Source organism: Streptomyces lichenis (assembly GCF_023218175.1).
In the GTDB taxonomy this organism is placed as follows: Bacteria; Actinomycetota; Actinomycetes; order Streptomycetales; family Streptomycetaceae; genus Streptomyces; species Streptomyces lichenis.
In genome coordinates this window covers 33,261-53,172 of sequence record NZ_JALPTH010000040.1, presented here as the reverse complement: position 1 = coordinate 53,172, position 19,912 = coordinate 33,261, and the positions used below count along the sequence as shown (strand labels likewise).

The window sequence follows — 19,912 nt, the reverse complement described above, 5'->3', positions numbered from 1 at the left end:
CCCGCTTCCGTCCCCCCCGCGACCGATCGGGGATTCACCGTATGACCGACCCCCTGGCCCCCTCTGCCCCCTCCGGTGCTGGCGAGCCCGCCGCTCCCGCCTCCCGCCGGGCCCTGCTGACCGCCGCGCTGGCGGTGGCCGGCACCGTCGCCGCCACCGCACTGCCCGGCGGCTCCGGTACCGCCCGGGCCGCGACCGCCACCGCCGTACCCACCACATCCGCCTCACCCCCGGTGCCATCCGCCGGCGGCGGCGCGGCGGGCGGAGGCCTGGTCGACAACCGGTTCTGGACCTCGTACAGCGACTGGTGCGGAGGCAGCCGCGCCGGCACCCGCGCCGTCGCGGGCGACCGTCCCGGGCTGGTCATCGCCTCCGCCGCCGGACGGGTGGACCGCACCGACCCGCACACCGGCGCCCGTACCACCTGGGAGTACGCCAGCTGGACCTCGCCCGAGCACACCTCGGCGGTCCCGGCGACCGAGGTCATCGCCTCCTGGAACGCGGACACCCCGGCCGGCACCTGGCTCGCGGTGGAGCTCCAGGGGCGGTACGGCGACGGGACGCGGACGCCCTGGTACGTGATGGCCCACTGGGCGGCCGGGGAGGGCGACATCGCCCGTACCTCGGTGGACGGCCAGAAGGACGGCCGCAGCACGGTCTGGACCGACACCCTGGCGGTGGACGACGCCTCCACCGGCCTGCGGCTGGCCGCGTACCGGCTGCGCCTCACCCTGCACCGCCGCCCGGGCAGCGGGCTCACCCCGACGGTCTGGCGGGCCGGGGCGATGGCCTCCGACATCCCGGACCGCTTCACCGTCCCCGCCTCCACCCCCGGGACGGGGCGCGAGCTGGCGGTCCCGCGCTACTCGCAGCACCTCCACGACGGGCGGTATCCCGAGTACGGCGGCGGCGGTGAGGCCTGGTGCAGCCCCACCTCCTCGCAGATGGTCCTGGAGTTCTGGGGCCGCCGGCCCACCGCGAAGGACCTGGCCTGGGTGGACCCGGCCTACAACGACCCCCAGGTGTGCCACGCCGCCCGGCGCACCTTCGACCACGCCTACGACGGCTGCGGCAACTGGCCGTTCAACACCGCCTACGCGGCCACCTACCGGGACGTCAACGCGGTCGTCACCCGGCTGCGGTCGCTGGCCGAGCTGGAGGACCTGGTCCGGGCCGGCATCCCGGTGATCACCTCGCAGTCCTTCCTCAAGGAGGAGCTGACCGGCGCCGGCTACGGCACGGCGGGCCATCTGATGACGGTGGTCGGCCTCACCTCCACCGGCGACATCGTCGCCAACGACCCCGCCTCCCCGTCCAACCCGGCGGTCCGCCGGGTCTACAAGCGCCTTGAGTGGGAGAACATCTGGCTCCGCACCAAGCGGTACGACGCCAACGGCGCGGTCAAGGGCGGCTCCGGCGGGATCGCCTATGTCTTCTGGCCGCAGAACGCCACGGCCGCCCAGCGTCGCGTGCTCACCGGCCTCGGCATCCGCTGACGGCCGGTCCGGCCCGCCCCGGCGGGTGCCGTCGGGGCGGCCCGGGCCGTCGGGCTCAGGAGCCCGCGGCGGCGGTCCAGGCGTCCAGCTGCTCCCGGGTGGTCGACGGGTCGGCCATCAGCTCGCCCAGCTCGTCACCGGCCCGGTGCCGGGTGGCGATCGCGGGGCACCGCCGGCAGGCGGCCACCCCGGTCTGCGACCACCACTGGCAGTGCGCCCGCAGATGGCACCGGGGGACTCGGTCGGTGTCCGGGGCGGGGGGCGCCGACAGCACCCGTTCGACCAGGGTGCAGTCGCCGCCCCGGCGGTTGACGCAGTCGCTGACGCAGTGCGAGGCGAACCGCAGCACCCGCCGCGGCTCCACACCCTCGGGCACCGCGCCCAGCACCTGCGAGGCCGGGACCGGATCGGCCAGATAGACCACCCGCCCGTCCTGCCCGGAACGCACGCCCAGGACGACCGACTCCGGCGCGTGCGCGTCCCCGCTGGGGCACCAGGTCCGCTCGCTCTCGTCCTTCCCCACGCTGCTCACCCCTCTCCTCCGTTCCTCTCCCGCCTCCGCGGGCCCCGCCGGATCAGGACTCGACGGCCTTGCCGATCGGGTCGTGGCCCAGGGCGGTCACCCCCGCCGACTCGTCCAGCTCGGCGGCGAGCGCGATGCCCTCCTTCAGCTGCTCCAGCGAGGTGATCCGCTCCGACGCGTCCGGCGCCGCTGCGGACGCCGCTCCGGCGCCGCCGACGACCAGGGTCGCGGCCAGCAGCGCGGCGGCGGCCGCCTTACGGGTGGGGTTCTCCACGGCGTACTCCTTCTGGTTCTTCTCCCGGTGGTCCCGGTGAGTCCGGGGCCTGGAGCCTAGATACGGCCCCGCTGCCCGACCGGCACCGCCGAGCGGCAGTTCCACCGGCGGTTTCCCGCGTCCGCAGCCGCCGGCGGGTTTCCCGGTCGCAGCCGCCGGCGGTTTCCCACAGCCGCTGCGACCGGCGGTCTCCCCCGGCCGCAGCCGCAGGCGGCCTCCCCGGTCATGGCCGGCAGCGGCCTCCCCGCCCCGCCGGTGGCGCGAAACGATCTCCCCGGCGAGCGCCCCCGCTCCGCGCCTCCCACCGCATCGGTACAGTGCGCCCAGACCAGCGGACCGGTCCGGCCAGCGGACCACGGGAGGGGCCGTCGTGTTCGAGATCGTCACCATGGGAGCGCTCACCGCCTTCCTGACCTCGGTGGGCAACGGCGCCTTCGGGGAGATGGGCAAGCAGTTGCTGATCTCCACCGGCGCCCAGGTGCGCCGGGTCCTGGGGCGGCCCGTCCCGCTGCCGTCCGGGCCGGAGGAGGCCGCCGCGCTGGCGCGCCAGGTGCACCCCGCACTCGCCGGGGACGGCCGGGCCGCCCACCAGTGGGCCATGCTGATGCGCAGCCTGCCGGACGACCCGAGTATGCCGCCGCCCTGGCCCGGACTGCCGCCCGCCACCCGGCACTTCACCGACCGTGACGCGGTGCTGCGCCAGCTCCGCCGGGAGGCCTCCCGTCCGGCCGGCGGGCGCCCCCGGGTCGCGCTGCTGTACGGGCCGCCGGGCATCGGCACCAGCGAGATCGCCCTGCACTTCGGCGCCGACCAGAGCGCCCGCTTCCCGGACGGCTCGATCCACCTCGACCTGCGGGACGGCGCCGAGGAGCACGGCCCGGAACCGGCCGCCGTCCTCCGCCGGCTGCTGGAGCGGATGGGCGCCGCCCCGGACGCCGTCCCGGCCACCGAGCGCGGCCGGGTGGAGCTCTACCGGCGGCTGGCCCAGGGGCGGCGCGCCCTGATCGTGATCGACCATGTCACCTCCGCCGCCCAGGTGAGGGGTCTCATTCCGGCCACCCCCGAGGTGTTCCTGGTGGTGGTCACCTCCGGTCCGGGGTTCGTCCTGGAGGCGGAGAGCATCGCGGTGCCCGCGCTGGCGGACCGCCATGCCCGGCAGCTGCTGGGACGGGTGGCCGGCCGGGAGGCGGTGGACCGCGCCAAGGACCGGCTGCCGGCCCTGCTGGCGGAGTGCCAGGGCAACGCGCTCGCCCTGCGTGCCGCCGCCCTGGGCCTCGGTGAGTGGCGGCCGGCGACCCCGTCCGAGGACCCCTCCGCAGCCTTGGCCGGACCCGGGCCGCTGGGGGAGGCGGTACGGGCGGCCGGTCTCCGGCTCGGGCCCGAGCAGCTGCGCGTCTGTCGGCTCAGCGCCCTCGGCGGCTGGCCCGCCATCGACGCACCGCTGGCCGCAATGGCCGCGGACACCACCGAGGAGCAGGCAGCCCGGGCGCTCGCCGAAGCGGTGGAGGCGCGGCTCGTCGAGGAGCTGGGCGACGGCCGGTACCGCTTCCGCCCCGCGGTCCGCCGCCGGCTGGAGCAGCTGGCGGGCTGGGAGGACGGCTACACCGAGTGCTCCGCGGCGGTCGCCCGGGTCCTCGAAGGACTACAGAAGACGGCGGTGGGCGCCGCCCGCGCGGCCCTTGAGAACAGCTGGCGGGTCGATCTGCCACCGCCCACCGGACGGTCGTACGCGAGCCCCGGCGCCGGTATCGCCGCGCTGACCGCCGAGGTGGACAACCTGGTCCGGGCCGTCTTCCTGGCCGAGGAGCAGCGGCACCCGGCCACCGCCCAGCGGCTGGCCCGCGCGCTCTGGCCGCTCCAGTTGAAGGCCGGGCATCTGGACACGGTGCTGCCCGCCCTCCGCCGTGCGGCTTCCCTGGCCGACCGCCCGGCCCCCGGCGCCGGCGCCGAAACGCCCGCCGGCGCCGAAACGCCCGCCGGCGCCGAAACGCCCGGTGATGCCGAGATGGCCGGGGCCCTGTACTTCCAGCTCGCCCACTGCCTGGGCGAACTCAAGCGCTGGGACGAGGCCGATCGGGCGGCGCGGGCCGCGGTCGCCCAGGAGCACGCGGCCGGCCACCGGTTCGGCGAGGCCTCCGCCGTGGAGTTGCAGGGCCTGCTGCGGCTCTACCGCTGGGAGTTCGAGGAGGCTTACGCGTACTTCACCGAGGCCGAGCGGATCTACCGGACCATCGGCCCGGAGGAGCACGGCCACCAGGACCTGCCTCGGGCGCTGGCCTTGGTCACCCGCCACCAGGGCCGCGCCCTACGGGGACTGGGCCGGCCGGCGGAGTCACGGACCCTGCTGGAGACGGCGCTGGCCTTCTTCACCCCGTCCGCCGAGGACGCCGGCGGCACCGGGAGCGAGCGCGGCCGGGGCGAGGCCTACAACCGGGCCCGGGTGCTCACCGACCTCGCCGAGACCCTGCACGACGCGGGCGAGGACCCGGCCGCGCTGGAGCGGATCGCCGTCGCCGAGCGCCTGCTCGCCCCCGAGGGTGCCACCCTGCATCTGGCCTACCTGGCGCACCTCCGCGACCGCTGCCGGCCTGCCGCCGACTGAGACCGCGCAAGGCTTCCGGCCCGCGCTACCCGCCGTACGGCCGTATGGAGAAGGGGTGCGCGGCCCCGGCCACCCGGATCCGCAGCCCGCTTCCGCCCGGCGGCAGCGCCCGCCCCGCGGCCGTCCAGGCATGCACCGCGGAGGCGTACGCGGCCGGGTCGGCGTCCGCGCCCGGACCGGCGGCCAGCCGCAGCGGCCCTTGGTCGCGGACGCGCACCACGCACTCGCCGGGCCCGGTGACATAGGCCGCCAGCCGGCAGTGCGGGTGCCGGGCCAGCACCTCCGCGGTCCACCCCGCCGCCCCGCCCAACCGCGGGTCGTCCGGCGGCCCGTCCCGCCAGATGACCTCGGCCGACTCCAGGTCGCCGGGGTCCCGGGTGTCCTCGTGCACCGCCGGATGCACCGTCCCCGCCGCCCCGTACGGGACCTCCGCCGACCGCTCCACCACCACCTCCCCGCCGTCCCGCACCCAGGTGCGCACGGCGAGCGGCGCGGTGCGCAGCGGCGGCTCGTACGGGGGCAACGGAAGCGGTTCCAGGGAGGCCGGTCCCGGTGGCTCGGGCAGCTCCAGCAGCCCGTACAGGCACCGGCGGAGCAGCGCCGCCGAACGGCCGGGGGCGGAACTGGTGTACGCGGCGGGGCCGCTGAGCGGCCGGTGACCGGTGAGCAGCGCGTCCAGCTGCCCGGGCAGCGGCCCGAAGGGATCGAGCCGGGGAGCGGTGCGGACGAACTCCGCGAGCGGCGCCTCCGGGTCCAGCGCCTCCTGACCGGCGGCTGCCAGCAGGACGGGGATGCCGAGCGCCGCCGCGTAGTAGGAGACCGCCCCGAAGTCGCCCAGGACCGCGTCGGCGGCCAGCAGCGCCTGGCGCCAGCCGCGCACCGGGTCGATCAGGGTCAGCCCGGCCCGGCGGGCCCGGTCCAGCCAGGCGCGGAGCTGCCCCGGGCCGTGCCCGTGCCAGATGTTGGGGTGCAGCACCGCGGCCAGCCGGTAGTCGTCGGCGGGAAGTTCGGCGGCCAGCCGGGGCAGCAGCCCGGGCAGCACGTCCCGGCCGCCGCTGCCGAAGAAACCGGACGGGTTCCAGGTGGAGTTGAGGACGACCAGCCGCTGTCCGCCGCGTACGCCGAGGGCGCGCCGGTAGCGGTCACGGTACGGGCGTGCCGCCAGCATCCGGTCGTAGCAGGGGTCCCCGGCGAGCACCGCCGCGCCGACCGCCTCCGGGCAGACCCGGGCCAGCCGCTCCCGCTGCTCGGGGTGGGAGAGCACCAACGCGTCCACGAAGGGCTTGCCGTCCGCCAGCAGCCACTGCGGCGAGAGCCCGAACGTGGGGGCGGCCCCAGGCTCCCGGTGTCCGGTGTCCGGTGTCCGGTGTCCGGTGTCCGGTGTCCGGTGTCCGGTGTCCGGTGTCGCCAGCTTCTTAGTGTAGCCAACGCCGTGCGACAGTACGGCCAACTTCCCCTGAAGCGCTGCAAGTTGACCGCCGAAACTGGCGGAGACCGCCAGGTCCACCGGTGTCCCCAGGGCCTGCTCCCAGGGCAGCACGGGCAGCTCCAGCTCGCCGAACAGCTCCGCGATCCCGCCCTGGAAGGCGGAGGACCCGGTCGAGGTCACCAGCAGCTGCACCCGGAAGTCGTCGTGGAAGAGCGGCAGCACATCCAGCAGCCGCCCCGCCGAGGTCACGTTGTGCACCACCAGCAGCACCCGCCGCCGCACCCCGCGGCTCGCCCAGCGCTCGGCGTCCGCGCCGACCGGCACCCGCAGCGCCGCCCCGGTTTCCGCCCCCGCCCCCATGCGCACCCCCTGCCGACCCGCCTCGGCCCCACCCTAGATCGATCATGCGCGGTCCCGGACGGAACGACGTTTTCCGCGGCAGCGATGTACTCGTCAATCGGGGCGAAGCGCCCAAAACGTGGCGTGCGGCACACTTCCCGCCCCGGGGCACCCCACCGCACCAGCGAATCCACCCCCGCCCCAAGGGAATTACTCCCTTTTGACCCCCACCGGCCCTCACCCGCGCGTGACCCACGTCTCTACCCCGCCGGGCCCATCGCTGTCACTGTGGTCGGGCCATCGGAAGGACCGTCCCCGTATCGGCCGCCGTCCGTACCCGCCGACGAAGCGAGAAGCCATGAGTGCCGCCACCGCCGCCGCTGCCGCCCCCCGTGCCCGTACCGGAGGCCCGAAGGACGACGGCCCCCAGATCCTGGAGCACGTCCTCGGCTGGGTGCTGGTCGCCGTGATCGCCATGCTGGTGTCCCAGGTCGGCCTGCTCTGACGCGATCGCTCCGGTCTCCCCGGTAGCGGCCCCTTCCGTTCCGCTTCCGCCCCGCTTCCGTTCCACCCTGGAACGATCTCTCTCCACCCGTGACGGAAGCCCGCCGATCGGGCATACTCATCGCGCCCGCAGCCGCAGGTCAGCCCCTCGCGAGATCCGTGAGGGCAGCATCGGACGCGGCAGTGGTTTCCGGCGGCGCCGCCCCCAACCCTTCGCGCGCGCCCCCGCAGCGCCCGACAGGGAGGAGAGCGCCCCCATGACCGACCGCGCCCCGCAGCAGGTGGACCGCGTACTGCCCACCGAGGAGGCCAGGGATCTGATCGCCCTGGTGCGCGACATCGTCCAGGGGGAGATCGCCCCCCGTGCCGCCGAGGAAGAGGACGCCGGCCGGTTCCCGCGCGACACCTTCGCCCTGCTCTCCGAGTCCGGACTGCTGGGGCTCCCGTACGACTCCGCCTTCGGCGGCGGGGACCAGCCGTACGCCGTCTACCTCCAGGTCCTGGAGGAGCTGGCGGCCGCCCGCCTCACCGTGGGGCTCGGGGTCAGCGTGCACTCCCTCGCCTGCCACGCGCTGGCCGGCTACGGCACCAAGGAGCAGCGGGCCGAGCACCTGCCCGCCATGCTCGGCGGCGGCCTGCTCGGCGCGTACTGCCTCTCCGAGCCGTCCTCCGGCTCGGACGCCGCCTCGCTGCGCACCCGGGCGGTGCGGGACGGCGGCGACTGGGTGATCACCGGCACCAAGGCCTGGATCACCCACGGCGGCATCGCCGACTTCTACACCGTGCTGGCCCGTACCGGCGCCGAGGGCCCCAAGGGCATCACCGCCTTCCTGGTGCCCGGTGACGCGGAGGGGCTGTCGGCCGCCGCCCCCGAGAAGAAGATGGGGATGAAGGGCTCCCCGACCGCCCAGGTGCACTTCGACGGGGTGCGGGTGCCCGACAGCCGGCGGATCGGCGAGGAGGGCCAGGGCTTCTCCATCGCGCTGTCCGCGCTGGACTCCGGCCGGCTCGGCATCGCCGCCTGCGCCATCGGCGTCGCCCAGGCCGCGCTGGACGAGGCGGTGGCGTACGCGACCGACCGCCGCCAGTTCGGCCGGCCGATCGCCGACTTCCAGGGCCTGCGCTTCATGCTGGCCGACATGGCCACCCAGATCGAGGCCGGCCGCTCCCTCTACCTGGCCGCGGCCCGGCTGCGGGACGAGGGCGCCCCGTTCTCCCGCCAGGCGGCGATGGCCAAGCTGTTCTGCACCGACGCGGCGATGCGGGTGACCACCGACGCCGTGCAGGTGCTGGGCGGATACGGCTACACCGCCGACTTCCCCGCCGAGCGCTATCTGCGGGAGGCCAAGGTGCTCCAGATCGTGGAGGGCACCAACCAGATCCAGCGGATGGTCATCGCCCGCCATCTCGCGGGCCCGGAGACCATCCGCTGAGCCCGCTCCCGGGCGCGCTCACCGGCCGTGCGGTGAGCCGGACCCACTCCTGGTCCGGCCGCCCCGGCACGGTCCGCCCGCCGCTCGCCCACTGGCGGACCAGCGCCCGGTAGATCGGCGGATCGGCCGACGCCGCCGGCCTCTCACGGGTCGCCTCGGGACCCGGCCGCTCAGCAGCCTGCCCGGGACCCGGCCCCTCTCCGGCCTCCCCGGGGCCCGGCCTCTCTGAAGCCTGTCCGGGACCCGGCCTCCCCCGAGCCTCCCCAGGACGCGGAACCGATTCTTCCGTTCGGCTCTCGTCCGACGGGGGCGCGGGGAACCGGGCGGTGCCGTAGCCGATGGCCGGGCAGGTCGAGTCCAGCAGGCTCATACCGGGCCAACGCGGGGCGGCCCCCGCGGGTCACCGCCCCGGGGATTCGGCCGCCAGTTCGCGCCCTCCCCGCCTCACCGGGAGCCTCCCGGCGCATACGGCACCGCCCGGCCGCGCCCCGAGGGGAGCGGCCGGGCGGTGGGGATGCCGGTGGCGGGGTCAGGCGGCGCGCCGTACCTCCGGCGGCGTGGCGCGGTGCAGCGGCCGCAGCGGGGCCACCGCCTTCACCGGGCGGGAGCCGGGGCCGCCCACATGCGAGAACGGCTGGGTCCGCCAGTCCAGGCCCTGCGGCAGGGTCAGCAGCAGCGCCGTCTCCTGCTCCACCGGCTCCTTGGTGTGGTCGGCCGGCCGGGCGTCCGCGGCGGCCCGGCCGGTGCCGGCGCAGACGGTCAGCACGAACGGGTTCCACGGGGAGGGACACAGCGCGTGCTCCGGAAGCACCTCCTCGTCCGCCAGCAGCGCGATCGGCTGGGCGCAGTCCGGGCAGATCACCCGGAACATCTCGAACGTGTCGTAGGCGTTCGCGCCATAGGTGTCGGGCTCGTCGTCCTCAAGCGGCACGACGGAATCAACAGGCTCCTGCATGGAGAATCTCCCCCTCGGGTGGGCCGACCGGGCTCACGCGGTCACGACCACAGCAAGCAATTCCCTTCCGCCCGCGCGAATAACCATCCGGTCACGGCCCGCACGGTCCACAGTCCTGTGGCGTTGGTCACATGCCGCTCGCAGGTGCGCTCCGAAACCCCCTCCGGCTGTGCCCGGGGCGGTCCGGGGCAATAGGTTGACCGCATGGAGGAGCTGGATCGTCAGATCGTGGAGTTGCTCGTCAAGGACGGGCGGATGAGCTACACCGACCTGGGCAAGGCCACCGGTCTGTCGACCTCGGCCGTGCACCAGCGGGTGCGCCGGCTGGAGCAGCGCGGTGTCATCCGCGGCTACGCCGCCGTGGTGGACCCGGAGGCGGTCGGGCTGCCGCTGACCGCGTTCATCTCGGTGAAACCCTTCGATCCCAGCGCCCCCGACGACATCTCCGAACGGCTCGCCGACATCCATGAGATCGAGGCCTGCCACAGTGTGGCCGGCGAGGAGAACTACATCCTCAAGGTGCGGGTCTCGGCGCCGCTGGAGCTGGAGCACCTGCTCACCCGCATCCGCTCGCAGGCCGGTGTCTCCACCCGTACCACGGTCGTGCTCTCCACCCCCTACGAGGCCCGTCCGCCGCGCGTCTGAGCCGCGAACCTAACCTTGGTCCATGACGTCCACGACCGAGTCCGAGTCCGCCGACCCCGGGCACCGCACCGTGCTGCTGCGCGGTGGAGAAGTCCACAGCCCTGCCGGCCCGTTCGCCACCGCCATGGTGGTCGAGCGCGGCCATGTCGCCTGGGTGGGCTCCGAGGGGGCGGCCGACGCCTTCGCCGGCGGGGTGGACGAGGTGGTCGACCTCCGGGGCGCGCTGGTGGCGCCCGCCTTCACCGACGCCCATGTGCACACCACCGTCACCGGGCTCGCGCTGACCGGCCTGGACCTCTCGGCCGCCCGGACGCTCCCCGAGGCGCTGGCGGCGGTACGGGCGTACGCGGCGGGCCGCCCGGGCGACCGGGTGCTGCTGGGCCACGGCTGGGACGCCTCCCGCTGGCCGGAGGGGCGGCCCCCGTCCCGTACCGAACTGGACGAGGCGGCCGGCGGCCGGCCGCTGTACCTGCCCCGGATCGACGTCCACTCGGCGGTGGCCACCACCGCCCTGCTGGACCTGGTCCCCGGCGTCACCGCGCTGGACGGCTTCCACCCCGGCGCCCCGCTGACCGGCGCCGCCCACCACGCGGTACGCGCCGCCGCGCACGCCGCCGTCACCCCGGCCCGGCGCGCCGAGGCCCAGCGGGCCGCACTGGCCCACGCCGCCTCCCAGGGCATCGGCACCGTCCATGAGTGCGGCGGGCCCGAGATCTCCGACGAGGAGGACTTCACCGCCCTGCTGGCCCTCGCCGGACGTGAGCCGGGCCCCCGGGTGGTCGGCTACTGGGCCGAGGCGGTCACCGGCGCCAAGGACGCGGACCGGGTACGGGAGCTGGGCGCCCTGGGCGCGGCCGGCGACCTGTTCGCGGACGGCTCCCTGGGCTCCCGTACCGCCTGCCTGCACCAGCCGTACGCCGACGGCCCGGGCACCGGCGTCGCCCACCTGGACGCGGCGGCGGTCGCCGCCCATGTCACCGCCTGCACCGAGGCGGGCCTCCAGGCGGGCTTCCACGCCATCGGCGACGCCGCCCTGACCGCGGTGACCGAAGGGGTGCGCCGGGCCGCCGAGACGGTGGGCCTGGCCCGCATCCGGGCCGCCCGGCACCGGGTGGAGCACGCCGAGATGCTCACCCCCCGGACGATCGCCGCCTTCGCCGAGTTCGGCCTCACCGCCTCCGTCCAGCCCGCCTTCGACGCGGCCTGGGGCGGCGAGGACGGGATGTACGCCCAGCGGCTCGGCGCGGAGCGGGCCCGCACCCTCAACCCCTTCGCGGCGCTGCTGCGGGCCGGGGTGCCGCTCGCCTTCGGCTCCGACAGCCCGGTGACCCCGCTCGACCCCTGGGGCTCGGTCCGGGCCGCCGCCTTCCACCGCACCCCCGAGCACCGGATCTCGGTCCGCGCCGCGTTCACCGCCCACACCCGCGGCGGCTGGCGGGCCACCGGGCGCGACGACGCCGGGGTCCTCGTCCCCGGCGCCCCCGCCGACTACGCGGTCTGGCGCACCGGGGAGCTGCTGGTCCAGGCGCCGGACGACCGGGTCGCCCGCTGGTCCACCGACCCCCGCTCCGGCACCCCGGGACTGCCTGACCTGGCCCCCGGCGCGGAGCTGCCGGTCTGCCTGCGGACCGTGGTCGGCGGACGGACCGTCTTCGTACGACCGAACGAGTGAGGCACGCGCTTTCCGGACGCCGCCCGCACTCCGGCCCGAGTCCGTCGGGCGGCCCGCCGGGGCCCGTGCGACCTGCGGATCTTCCCCGCCGATCCGCCACCCATCCGCGGTGACCTGCTGTTCAGCGGCCGTCCACCGGGTGGTTCGGGTATTGACAGCGCGCGGTCGCGGACGGGTAGTTTCGGCCGGGTCCACTCCAGGACATCCGTCCGGCCGGACCGTTCCCGCGGTCGTCGAGTGCCGCTGGGCCATGGGGTGGCACGCCGACCCGGCGCGCCGCCACTGGGAGCCAGGTCCAGCGCGCTCGCCTTGTGAGCGGGTCCGGTGAGAGCCGGAAGGGTGTCCCTCCCGCTCCTGGGCGCGTTCCCGGAGCGCGGGGGAGCGTGCGGACCCGGGTGGGGCCCGGACGTTCAGTAGACAACGGCTTTCGGTCGACCCGCAGCCAGCGGGCGCCAGGTCGGCCCGAAGGACTCCGGGCCCCATGGGCGCCCGCCGGCGCCCGGCCCGCGGGCTCCGCCTCCCCTCACCCGGCCGCCGCCCACCCGGCCCCGCCCGCGGCTCGCTATGGTGGTCATCCGTGTACGGACGTGAGGGGCAGCAGTGAACGACGGTGACCAGAGGCGCTTCGGGCCGCTCGGCAGAGCCTTGGTGATCATCCCGACCTACAACGAGGCCGAGAACATCACGCCGATCGTCACCCGGGTGCGCGAGGCGGTGCCCGAGGCCCACATCCTGGTGGCGGACGACAACAGCCCCGACGGCACCGGCAAGATCGCCGACGAGCTCTCCGCCGAGGACGACCACGTCCACGTCCTGCACCGCCAGGGCAAAGAAGGCCTGGGCGCCGCCTATCTGGCCGGCTTCCGCTGGGGCATCGAGCAGGGCTACGGCGTGCTGGTCGAGATGGACGCCGACGGCTCCCACCAGCCCGAGGAACTGCCCCGGCTGCTGACCGCGCTCAAGGGCGCCGACCTGGTGCTGGGCTCCCGCTGGGTGCCGGGCGGCCGGGTGGTCAACTGGCCCAAGCACCGCGAGATCCTCTCCCGGGGCGGCAGCACCTACTCCCGGCTGCTGCTCGACGTCCCGATCCGCGATGTGACCGGCGGCTTCCGGGCCTTCCGCAAGGAGACCCTGGAGGGCCTGGGCCTGGAGGAGGTCGCCTCCCAGGGGTACTGCTTCCAGGTGGACCTGGCCCGGCGCGCGGTCACCGCCGGCTACCACGTGGTCGAGGTGCCCATCACCTTCGTGGAGCGCGAGCTCGGCGACTCCAAGATGAGCAAGGACATCGTGGTCGAGGCGCTCTGGCGGGTCACCGCCTGGGGCGTCGGCTCCCGCGCCGGGAAGCTGCTCGGCCGCGGCGGCCAGGACGGCTCCGGCCGCCCGCCCCGGGAGCCCGGCGAGCCCGGCCGCTGACCCGGGCACACGGACGGACAAGGGGGGCGGCGTGAAGAGCCGGCTGCGGAGGAAACTGGCCGGCCGACTGGTCTGGGCGGCGGGGAGCGAGGACCCCGCCACCGTGCGGGCGGTGCTGCGCACCGGGCTCCACCCGGACACGGCCGACACCCAGGGCACCACCGCCCTCTACGCCGCCTCGGTGCACGGTGACGCCGAGACCGCCGGCCTGCTGCTGCGGGCCGGCGCCTCACCCGACCGGGAGAGCGCCGGCCCCGGCTCCGAGGGCACCCCCCTGTGCGCCGCCGCCTGCTGGGGCCACACCGAGGCGGTACGCGCACTCCTGGCGTACGGGGCCGATCCGGCCCTCCGCGAGGACGACGGCCAGGGGCGCACCCCGCTGGAGTGGGCCGAGGCCGGCCCCCACCCGGAGACCGCGAAGCTGCTGCTCGCCGCCACCCGCTGATCCCCTGCCCCGGCCCTCTTACGCCGGTACGACCAGCGCTTCGGCACACTGGGAGCATGACGACCGGTGCACCGCCCCCCGACACCCGCAAGCGCTCCCGAGCCCGCTCCCTGGTCCCGCTCGCCCTCGCCGCCTGGCTGGTGCTGGAGATCTGGCTGCTGATCCTGGTGGCCGACGCGGCCGGCGGCCTCACCGTGTTCGCCCTGCTCGCCGGTGCCGCCCTGCTCGGCGGGGCGGTGGTGAAGCGGGCCGGCCGCCGGGCCTTCCGCAACCTCCAGGAGACCGTCCAGCGCCAGCAGGAGCCCGGAGCCGCCCCGCCCACCGGTCGCGGCAGTGAGGGCAACGGGCTGCTGATGCTCGCCGGACTGCTGCTGATCCTCCCCGGACTGGTCACCGACGCGGCCGGTCTGCTGCTGCTCGTCCCGCCGCTCCGCACCGCCGTCGGCCGCACCGCGGAACGCCGGCTGGAGCGCAGGATGCGGGCGGCGGCGCCCGGCACTCTCGGCGGTGCCTTCCAGCAGGCCCGGATGCACCGCCCGGACGGCAAGGTGGTCCAGGGCGAGGTCATCCGCGACGACACCCCGCCGCGCCAGGACACCGGCGGCGACCCCGGCCGGCGCCCGCCCCTCGACCGCTGACCGGCGGCCGGCCGAGTGCCGGTGCCACGGAAACGCCGAGGGGCGGCGGTACGTGGATCACGTACCGCCGCCCCTCGGCGTGGTGCTCTGCCGCCGTGCGCCGGGCACCCGCCGTCAGGCGGTCACCTCAGGAGGGCATCCGGCCGGGCGGACCTCCGGCCGTCCGCCTCAGGCGGACTTCCGGCTGTCGCGCGGATGCACGGCGATGTTCATGGCGCCGGAGCGCAGGACCGCCAGCCTCTCGGCCAGCACCTCCTCCAGCTCCTCACGCGTACGCCGCTCCATGAGCATGTCCCAGTGCGTACGCGCAGGCTTGCCCTTCTTCTCCTCGGGGCCGTCCCCGTCCACCAGGAGCGCCTGGCTACCGCAGACCTTGCACTCCCACTCCGGCGGAATCTCCGCCTCGACCGAGAACGGCATCTCGAAACGATGCCCCTTCTCGCATGCGTACTCCACCGCCTGGCGCGGGGCCAGATCGATGCCGCGGTCGGTCTCGTAGCTGGTCACCACGAGGCGCGTGCCGCGAAGAGCTCGCTCACTCATGAATCGTGCCTCCCGGGCTTGTCGCCCACAGGACAGGTGTCGCTGTCGTCGTCATCCGGTCAACGTCCGGTCGGCGGATAAGATTCCCGTTCCGGGTCATGCGTCGCCCGTCGTGCCGCCCCTTGTTGTACCCACCACTGCCCGGTTTGTCACATCTGAACAGAGATGTAACCCAGTGTCTCGGACATGGCGGCACGCAGTAACGGTCCGCCAGGCAGGCCAAAGACGTACAGTACCGGTCTTCGGTGGTCGTGTTCAAACCGCACCCGCCGACACGGCGCCTTCGACCCCGGGCTACAACCGCCCCGGCACCGGGTTGCCCGCCGCCGCGACCGCCCGGCGCACCGGCACCCTGGCCAGCAGCACGAAGCCGAGCGCGAAGAACACCACCAGGGAGGCGATCGCGTCCCGGTAGCTGCCGGTGAGCTGGTAGGCGAGGCCGAACACCAGCGGCCCCAGCCAGCTCACCCCGCGGTCGGACATCTCGTACGCCGCGAAGTACTCCGCCTCCTTGCCCGCCGGGACCAGATGCGAGAACAGCGACCGGGACAGCGCCTGGCTGCCGCCCAGCACCAGCCCGATGGCCGCCGCCAGCGCGTAGAACCACACCGGGGCACCGGCCGGCAGGAAGTAGCCGGCGGCCAGGATCGCCGTCCACAGGGCGAGCGAGGCGAGGATGGTGCGCTTGGCGCCGTACGCCCGGGCCAGCCGGCCCATCCCCAGCGCGCCCGCCACCGCCAGCACCTGCACCAGCAGCACCGCCGTGATCAGCGTCGTCTGGTCCAGGCCCAGCTCCTCCGAGCCGAACACCGAGGCCTGGGAGATCACCGTCTGCACACCGTCGTTGTAGAGCAGGTACGCCAGCAGGAAGGCGAGCGTCAGCGGATGGCGGCGCATGTCCTTCAGGGTGGCCCGCAGCTGCCGCCACCCCGAACCGGCCGCCTCGGCCCCCTCCGTACGCGGCAGCCGCCGGTCGCGCAGCCGCCGCAGCGGAACGACGGTGAACGCGCCCCACCACAGCCCGGCCGAGGCCAGACAGATCCGGACCGCCTCCGACTCCGACAGCCCGAAGGACTCATGGCCGGTGTAGAGCACCAGGTCCAGCACCAGCACCAGCGCACCGGAGGTGTAGCCGAACGCCCAGCCCCGCGAGGAGACCGCGTCCCGCTCGTGCGGGGCGGCGATCTGCGGCAGATAGGCGTTGTAGAGCGCCATCGACACCGCCAGCGCCGCGTTCGCCACGATCAGCAGCCCGGCGCCCAGCAGATAACGGTCGCCGTCCAGGAAGAACAGCCCGGCCGTGGCGCCCGCGCCCACATAGGCGGCCAGCGCCAGCAGCGGCTTGCGGCGCCCGCTGCGGTCCGCCGCGGCTCCGGCCAGCGGCATCAGCAGCACGGCCAGCACCAGCGAGGCGGACACCGCGTACGGGAAGACCGACCCCGCCCGTACCGGGATGCCCAGCGGGTGGACGAAGCCGTCCGGATCCGCCGCCGCCTTGGCGACGGAGGTCAGATACGGCCCGACGAAGACCGTCAGCACGCTGGTGGAGTACACCGAGCAGGCGAAGTCGTAGAAGTACCAGCCGCGCTGCTCCCGCCGCCGGGCCGCCCGCGCCGCCGCGTCCTCCGCCCCGTCCGGGCCGTCCGCCCCGTCGGGCGGGTGGCCGGTGGTGCGTGTGTCCATTGCCGCCCCCTCGGTGCCGGCCCGGCGCTCCGCCCCGTGGAGAGCGGGCCCCGGACCTCAGACCCAGGCTCCCCGTTCGGTGAGGACCCCGCGCAGCGTCTGAAGATGATCGGTCATGATGCCATCGACCCCCAGGTCGAGGAGACGGGCCATCCGATCCGGTGCGTTCACCGTCCACACATGCACCTGGAGGCCGAGCCGGTGCGCGGTCGCCACGAACCGCCGGTCCACCACCCGCACCCCGCCCTGCGTCTCGGGCACCTGCGCCGCCACCGCGCCCGGCCGCAGCGGCACCGGGACACCGAGCGAACGCAGCCGCAGCGCCAGCACCCCGCGCACCCCGTAGGAGGTGGCCAGCCGGGGACCGGCCAGCCGTACGGCCCGGGCGACCCGGCCCTCGTCGAAGGAGCCGACGCATACCCGGTCCCAGGCGCCGGTGCGCCGGACGAGGTCGACCAGCGGCCGCAGCGCGGACTCGGCCTTGAGGTCCACGTTCCACCGGGCGTGCGGGAACTCCTCCAGCAGCTCCTCGAAGAGCGGCAGCGGCTCGGTGCCCCCGACCCTGGCCTCGGCCACCGCGCTCCACGGCAGCTCCCCGATCCTGCCCCGGGCGTCGGTCACCCGGTCCAGGGTGGCGTCGTGGAAGGCGACCAGCCGGCCGTCGGCCGTGGTGTGCACGTCCGTCTCGAAGTAGCGGTAACCCGCCGCGGTGGCCCGGCGGAACGCGGCCGCGGTGTTCTCCAGGCCGTCCGCCGCTCCGCCGCGGTGGGCGAACGGCAGGGGGAGCGGGTGGTCCAGATAGGGATGGGGACGGGGTACGGGCTGGGGTACGCGAGCGCTCACCGCCGCAGTATCGCCCCTGCTCCCCGGGCCGGGCCCACCGAGGTCCCGGTCCCGCCGTCCACCTCCGGCGCGGCCGGCGTCCCGGTGGCGACCACGGTGCCCGCCCCGGCGCCCGGAATGTCGAAGAACCGCAGGAAGAACTGGGCCAGCGGACCGATGGCCAGCGCGTACAGCAGGGTGCCCACCCCCACCGAACCGCCGAGCGCGAAGCCGGTGGCCACCACCGACACCTCGATGACCGTGCGGATCAGCCGGATCGAGCGGCCGGTGCGCCGGTGCAGCCCGGTCATCAGCCCGTCGCGCGGGCCCGGGCCGAACCGGGCGGCGATGTACAGACCGGTGGCGATGCCGTTGAGGACGATCCCGGCCGCCGTCAGCCCGGTCTGCGCGGACAGCCCGTGCACGTCCGGGACCAGCCGGAGCGAGGCGTCCATCGCCGCGCCGATGACCAGCACATTGGAGACGGTGCCCAGCCCCGGGCGCTGGCGCAGCGGGATCCACAGCAGCAGCACCAGGGCGCCGAGGAGGGTGAGGACGACCCCCATGGACAGCCCGGTCCGCTCGGCGAGGCCCTGGTGCAGCACGTTCCACGGTTCGAGCCCGAGGCCGCTGCGGACCAGCAGGGCCGAGCTGAAGCCGTACAGGGCCAGCCCGGCGTACAGCTGGAACAGCCGGCGGAGGAGGTGCCGGGCGGCGGCCGTATCGCCCGGTATGCCGGCTGCCCGGCCTGGTGTAGTGGACATGTTGCGCCCCCCGCTGGAGTGATGGTGGACTGACTTCGACCACCCTGTGGCAGGCTTTCGGCTGGCGAACACGGCCAATTCGAGGAAGGTGGACTGATTTCCATGGCTGACTGGACCTCAGCGGTGGGCGCCGCCCAACTGGCCCGGCAACTCGGCGCGCAGCAGACCCGCCCGGCCGGCCCCGGGACCCGCCGCCCGCCCGCCTACCGGGCGCTCGCCGACGGCATCCGGCTGCTGGTGCTGGAGGGCCGCGTCCCGGTCGCCACCCGGCTGCCCGCCGAGCGCGAGCTCGCCCTGGCGCTGTCCGTCAGCCGCACCACGGTCGCCGCCGCCTACGAGGCGCTGCGCGCCGAGGGGTTCCTGGAGTCCCGCCGCGGCGCCGGCAGCTGGACCGCCGTACCGGCCGGCAACCCGCTGCCCGCCCGCGGCCTGGAACCGCTGCCCCCGGAGTCGCTGGGCTCCCTGATCGACCTCGGCTGTGCCGCCCTGCCCGCGCCCGAGCCCTGGCTCTCCCGCGCCTTCCACGGCGCGCTGGAGGACCTGCCGCCCTACGCCCACACCCACGGCGACTACCCGGCCGGGCTGCCGGCGCTGCGGCAGACGATCGCCGACCGCTACACCCGCCGGGGCATCCCCACCATGCCCGAGCAGATCATGGTCACCACCGGGGCGATGGGCGCCATCGACGCCATCTGCCACCTCTTCGCGGGCCGCGGCGAGCGGATCGCCGTGGAATCCCCCTCCTACGCCAACATCCTCCAGCTGATGCGGGAGGCGGGCGCCCGGCTGGTGCCGGTGGCCATGGCCGAGGGGCTGTCCGGCTGGGACCTGCCCCGCTGGCGGCAGGTGCTGCGGGACGCCGCCCCTCGGCTCGCCTATGTGGTCGCCGACTTCCACAACCCGACCGGGGCACTCGCCGACGACGACCAGCGCCGGGCCCTGGTGGACGCGGCCCGCTCGGCCGGCACCGTCCTGGTCGTCGACGAGACCATGTCCGAGCTCCATCTGGAGGACGGCATCGAGTTGCCCCGGCCGGTCTGCTCCTACGACCCGGCCGGCGGCACCGTGCTCACCGTCGGCTCGGCCAGCAAGGCGTTCTGGGCCGGGCTGCGGATCGGCTGGGTGCGCGCCTCACCCGAGGTGATCCGCTCACTGGTCGCCGCCCGCGCCTACGCCGACCTGGGCACCCCGGTGCTGGAGCAGCTCGCCGTCACCTGGCTGATGCGGGGCGGCGGCTGGGAGGAGGCGGTCGCGCTGCGCCGCGCCCAGGCCCGGGAGAACCGCGACACCCTGGTCGAGGCGGTCCGCCGGGAGCTGCCGGACTGGGAGTTCGAGGTGCCCCGGGGCGGGCTGACCCTCTGGGTGCGCACCGGGGGGCTGTCCGGCTCCCGGCTGGCGGAGGTGGGGGAGCGGGTCGGCATCCGGGTGCCGTCCGGACCGCGCTTCGGGGTGGACGGCGCCTTCGAGGGCTATGTGCGGCTCCCCTTCACGGTGGCCGGCCCGGTCGCCGACGAGGCCGCCGCCCGCCTCGCCGCGGCGGCCCGGCTGGTCCGCGCGGGCGCCAGCGGAACGGGCGAGACCCCGAGGACCTTCGTGGCCTGACCGGCCGCCCTCGGGGTCTCCGCTGCCCTGCTTCCCTCGCTTATGTCGCGGGCTCACCCGGCACGGGTGCCTGGGGCGCGGCGGCGGGGGACCGCAGCACCGTGTGCGGCACCACCCGGGGCAGCGGCTG

Annotated in this window: 18 protein-coding genes; 10 read left to right on the top strand and 8 right to left on the bottom strand. The window is 75.3% G+C overall.

Features of this window, described 5'->3' with window-relative positions:
- Window positions 1–41: 41 nt before the first annotated feature.
- Window positions 42–1,496, top strand: coding sequence for a C39 family peptidase (locus tag M1O15_RS29125; protein WP_248637209.1), 1,455 nt, complete (start codon window positions 42–44; stop codon window positions 1,494–1,496).
- A 55-nt stretch (window positions 1,497–1,551) separates the two neighbouring features.
- Here M1O15_RS29125 and M1O15_RS29120 read toward each other — a convergent pair whose 3' ends face one another.
- Window positions 1,552–2,028, bottom strand: a complete 477-nt coding sequence (locus tag M1O15_RS29120; protein WP_248637208.1) for a hypothetical protein — start codon at window positions 2,026–2,028, stop codon at window positions 1,552–1,554.
- Between the two features lie 43 nt (window positions 2,029–2,071).
- The gene (locus M1O15_RS29115; RefSeq protein ID WP_248637207.1) at window positions 2,072–2,293 is read right to left on the bottom strand and encodes a hypothetical protein; all 222 of its coding nucleotides are present in this window, start codon (window positions 2,291–2,293) and stop codon (window positions 2,072–2,074) included.
- A gap of 370 nt (window positions 2,294–2,663) precedes the next feature.
- Between M1O15_RS29115 and M1O15_RS29110 the strand changes: the two genes are divergently transcribed.
- The gene (locus tag M1O15_RS29110; RefSeq protein WP_248637206.1) at window positions 2,664–4,895 is read left to right on the top strand and encodes an ATP-binding protein; all 2,232 of its coding nucleotides are present in this window, start codon (window positions 2,664–2,666) and stop codon (window positions 4,893–4,895) included.
- 25 nt (window positions 4,896–4,920) lie between these two features.
- Here M1O15_RS29110 and M1O15_RS29105 read toward each other — a convergent pair whose 3' ends face one another.
- Window positions 4,921–6,684, bottom strand: coding sequence for a hypothetical protein (locus M1O15_RS29105; protein ID WP_248637205.1), 1,764 nt, complete (start codon window positions 6,682–6,684; stop codon window positions 4,921–4,923).
- A 337-nt stretch (window positions 6,685–7,021) separates the two neighbouring features.
- Here M1O15_RS29105 and M1O15_RS29100 point away from each other — a divergent pair, with 337 nt between their 5' ends.
- Together M1O15_RS29100 and M1O15_RS29095 are read left to right on the top strand one after the other, a co-directional pair.
- The gene (locus M1O15_RS29100; protein ID WP_248637204.1) at window positions 7,022–7,168 is read left to right on the top strand and encodes an SCO1431 family membrane protein; all 147 of its coding nucleotides are present in this window, start codon (window positions 7,022–7,024) and stop codon (window positions 7,166–7,168) included.
- A 256-nt stretch (window positions 7,169–7,424) separates the two neighbouring features.
- Entirely contained in the window at window positions 7,425–8,600 is a 1,176-nt protein-coding gene (locus M1O15_RS29095; protein WP_248637203.1) for an acyl-CoA dehydrogenase family protein, read from the top strand.
- 529 nt (window positions 8,601–9,129) lie between these two features.
- Here M1O15_RS29095 and M1O15_RS29090 read toward each other — a convergent pair.
- The gene (locus tag M1O15_RS29090) at window positions 9,130–9,555 is read right to left on the bottom strand and encodes a hypothetical protein (RefSeq protein ID WP_248637202.1); all 426 of its coding nucleotides are present in this window, start codon (window positions 9,553–9,555) and stop codon (window positions 9,130–9,132) included.
- 204 nt (window positions 9,556–9,759) lie between these two features.
- Here M1O15_RS29090 and M1O15_RS29085 point away from each other — a divergent pair, with 204 nt between their 5' ends.
- From M1O15_RS29085 to fxsA, 5 genes are all read left to right on the top strand, one after another.
- Window positions 9,760–10,200 carry an Lrp/AsnC family transcriptional regulator gene (locus M1O15_RS29085; protein WP_248637201.1) on the top strand — a complete coding sequence of 147 codons (441 nt, stop codon included), beginning with the start codon at window positions 9,760–9,762 and terminating at the stop codon, window positions 10,198–10,200.
- 22 nt (window positions 10,201–10,222) lie between these two features.
- Window positions 10,223–11,872: an amidohydrolase gene (locus tag M1O15_RS29080; RefSeq protein WP_248637200.1), complete on the top strand. Its 1,650-nt coding sequence runs from the start codon at window positions 10,223–10,225 to the stop codon at window positions 11,870–11,872.
- Between the two features lie 600 nt (window positions 11,873–12,472).
- Window positions 12,473–13,285: a polyprenol monophosphomannose synthase gene (locus M1O15_RS29075; RefSeq protein ID WP_248637199.1), complete on the top strand. Its 813-nt coding sequence runs from the start codon at window positions 12,473–12,475 to the stop codon at window positions 13,283–13,285.
- Between the two features lie 31 nt (window positions 13,286–13,316).
- The gene (locus M1O15_RS29070) at window positions 13,317–13,730 is read left to right on the top strand and encodes an ankyrin repeat domain-containing protein (protein ID WP_248637198.1); all 414 of its coding nucleotides are present in this window, start codon (window positions 13,317–13,319) and stop codon (window positions 13,728–13,730) included.
- 56 nt (window positions 13,731–13,786) lie between these two features.
- Entirely contained in the window at window positions 13,787–14,368 is a 582-nt protein-coding gene (gene fxsA, locus M1O15_RS29065; RefSeq protein ID WP_248637197.1) for an FxsA family membrane protein, read from the top strand.
- Between the two features lie 168 nt (window positions 14,369–14,536).
- Here the strand turns inward: fxsA and M1O15_RS29060 are convergent, their stop codons facing one another.
- The 4 genes from M1O15_RS29060 to yczE form a co-directional block, all read right to left on the bottom strand.
- Window positions 14,537–14,911 carry an RNA polymerase-binding protein RbpA gene (locus M1O15_RS29060; RefSeq protein WP_026278069.1) on the bottom strand — a complete coding sequence of 125 codons (375 nt, stop codon included), beginning with the start codon at window positions 14,909–14,911 and terminating at the stop codon, window positions 14,537–14,539.
- 294 nt (window positions 14,912–15,205) lie between these two features.
- A complete protein-coding gene (locus M1O15_RS29055) occupies window positions 15,206–16,594 on the bottom strand; it encodes an MFS transporter (protein ID WP_248637196.1) in 1,389 nt (462 codons plus the stop codon).
- Between the two features lie 57 nt (window positions 16,595–16,651).
- Window positions 16,652–17,437, bottom strand: coding sequence for a glycerophosphodiester phosphodiesterase family protein (locus M1O15_RS29050; RefSeq protein WP_248637195.1), 786 nt, complete (start codon window positions 17,435–17,437; stop codon window positions 16,652–16,654).
- Window positions 17,434–18,180 carry a membrane protein YczE gene (gene yczE, locus M1O15_RS29045; RefSeq protein WP_248637194.1) on the bottom strand — a complete coding sequence of 249 codons (747 nt, stop codon included), beginning with the start codon at window positions 18,178–18,180 and terminating at the stop codon, window positions 17,434–17,436. The genes M1O15_RS29050 and yczE overlap by 4 nt, the downstream gene beginning before the upstream one ends.
- Window positions 18,181–18,282: 102 nt before the next feature.
- On the opposite strand from yczE, the gene M1O15_RS29040 reads away from it, so the two are divergent.
- Window positions 18,283–19,782: an SCO1417 family PLP biosynthesis transcription factor gene (locus M1O15_RS29040; RefSeq protein WP_248637193.1), complete on the top strand. Its 1,500-nt coding sequence runs from the start codon at window positions 18,283–18,285 to the stop codon at window positions 19,780–19,782.
- The last annotated feature ends 130 nt before the right edge of the window (window positions 19,783–19,912 follow it).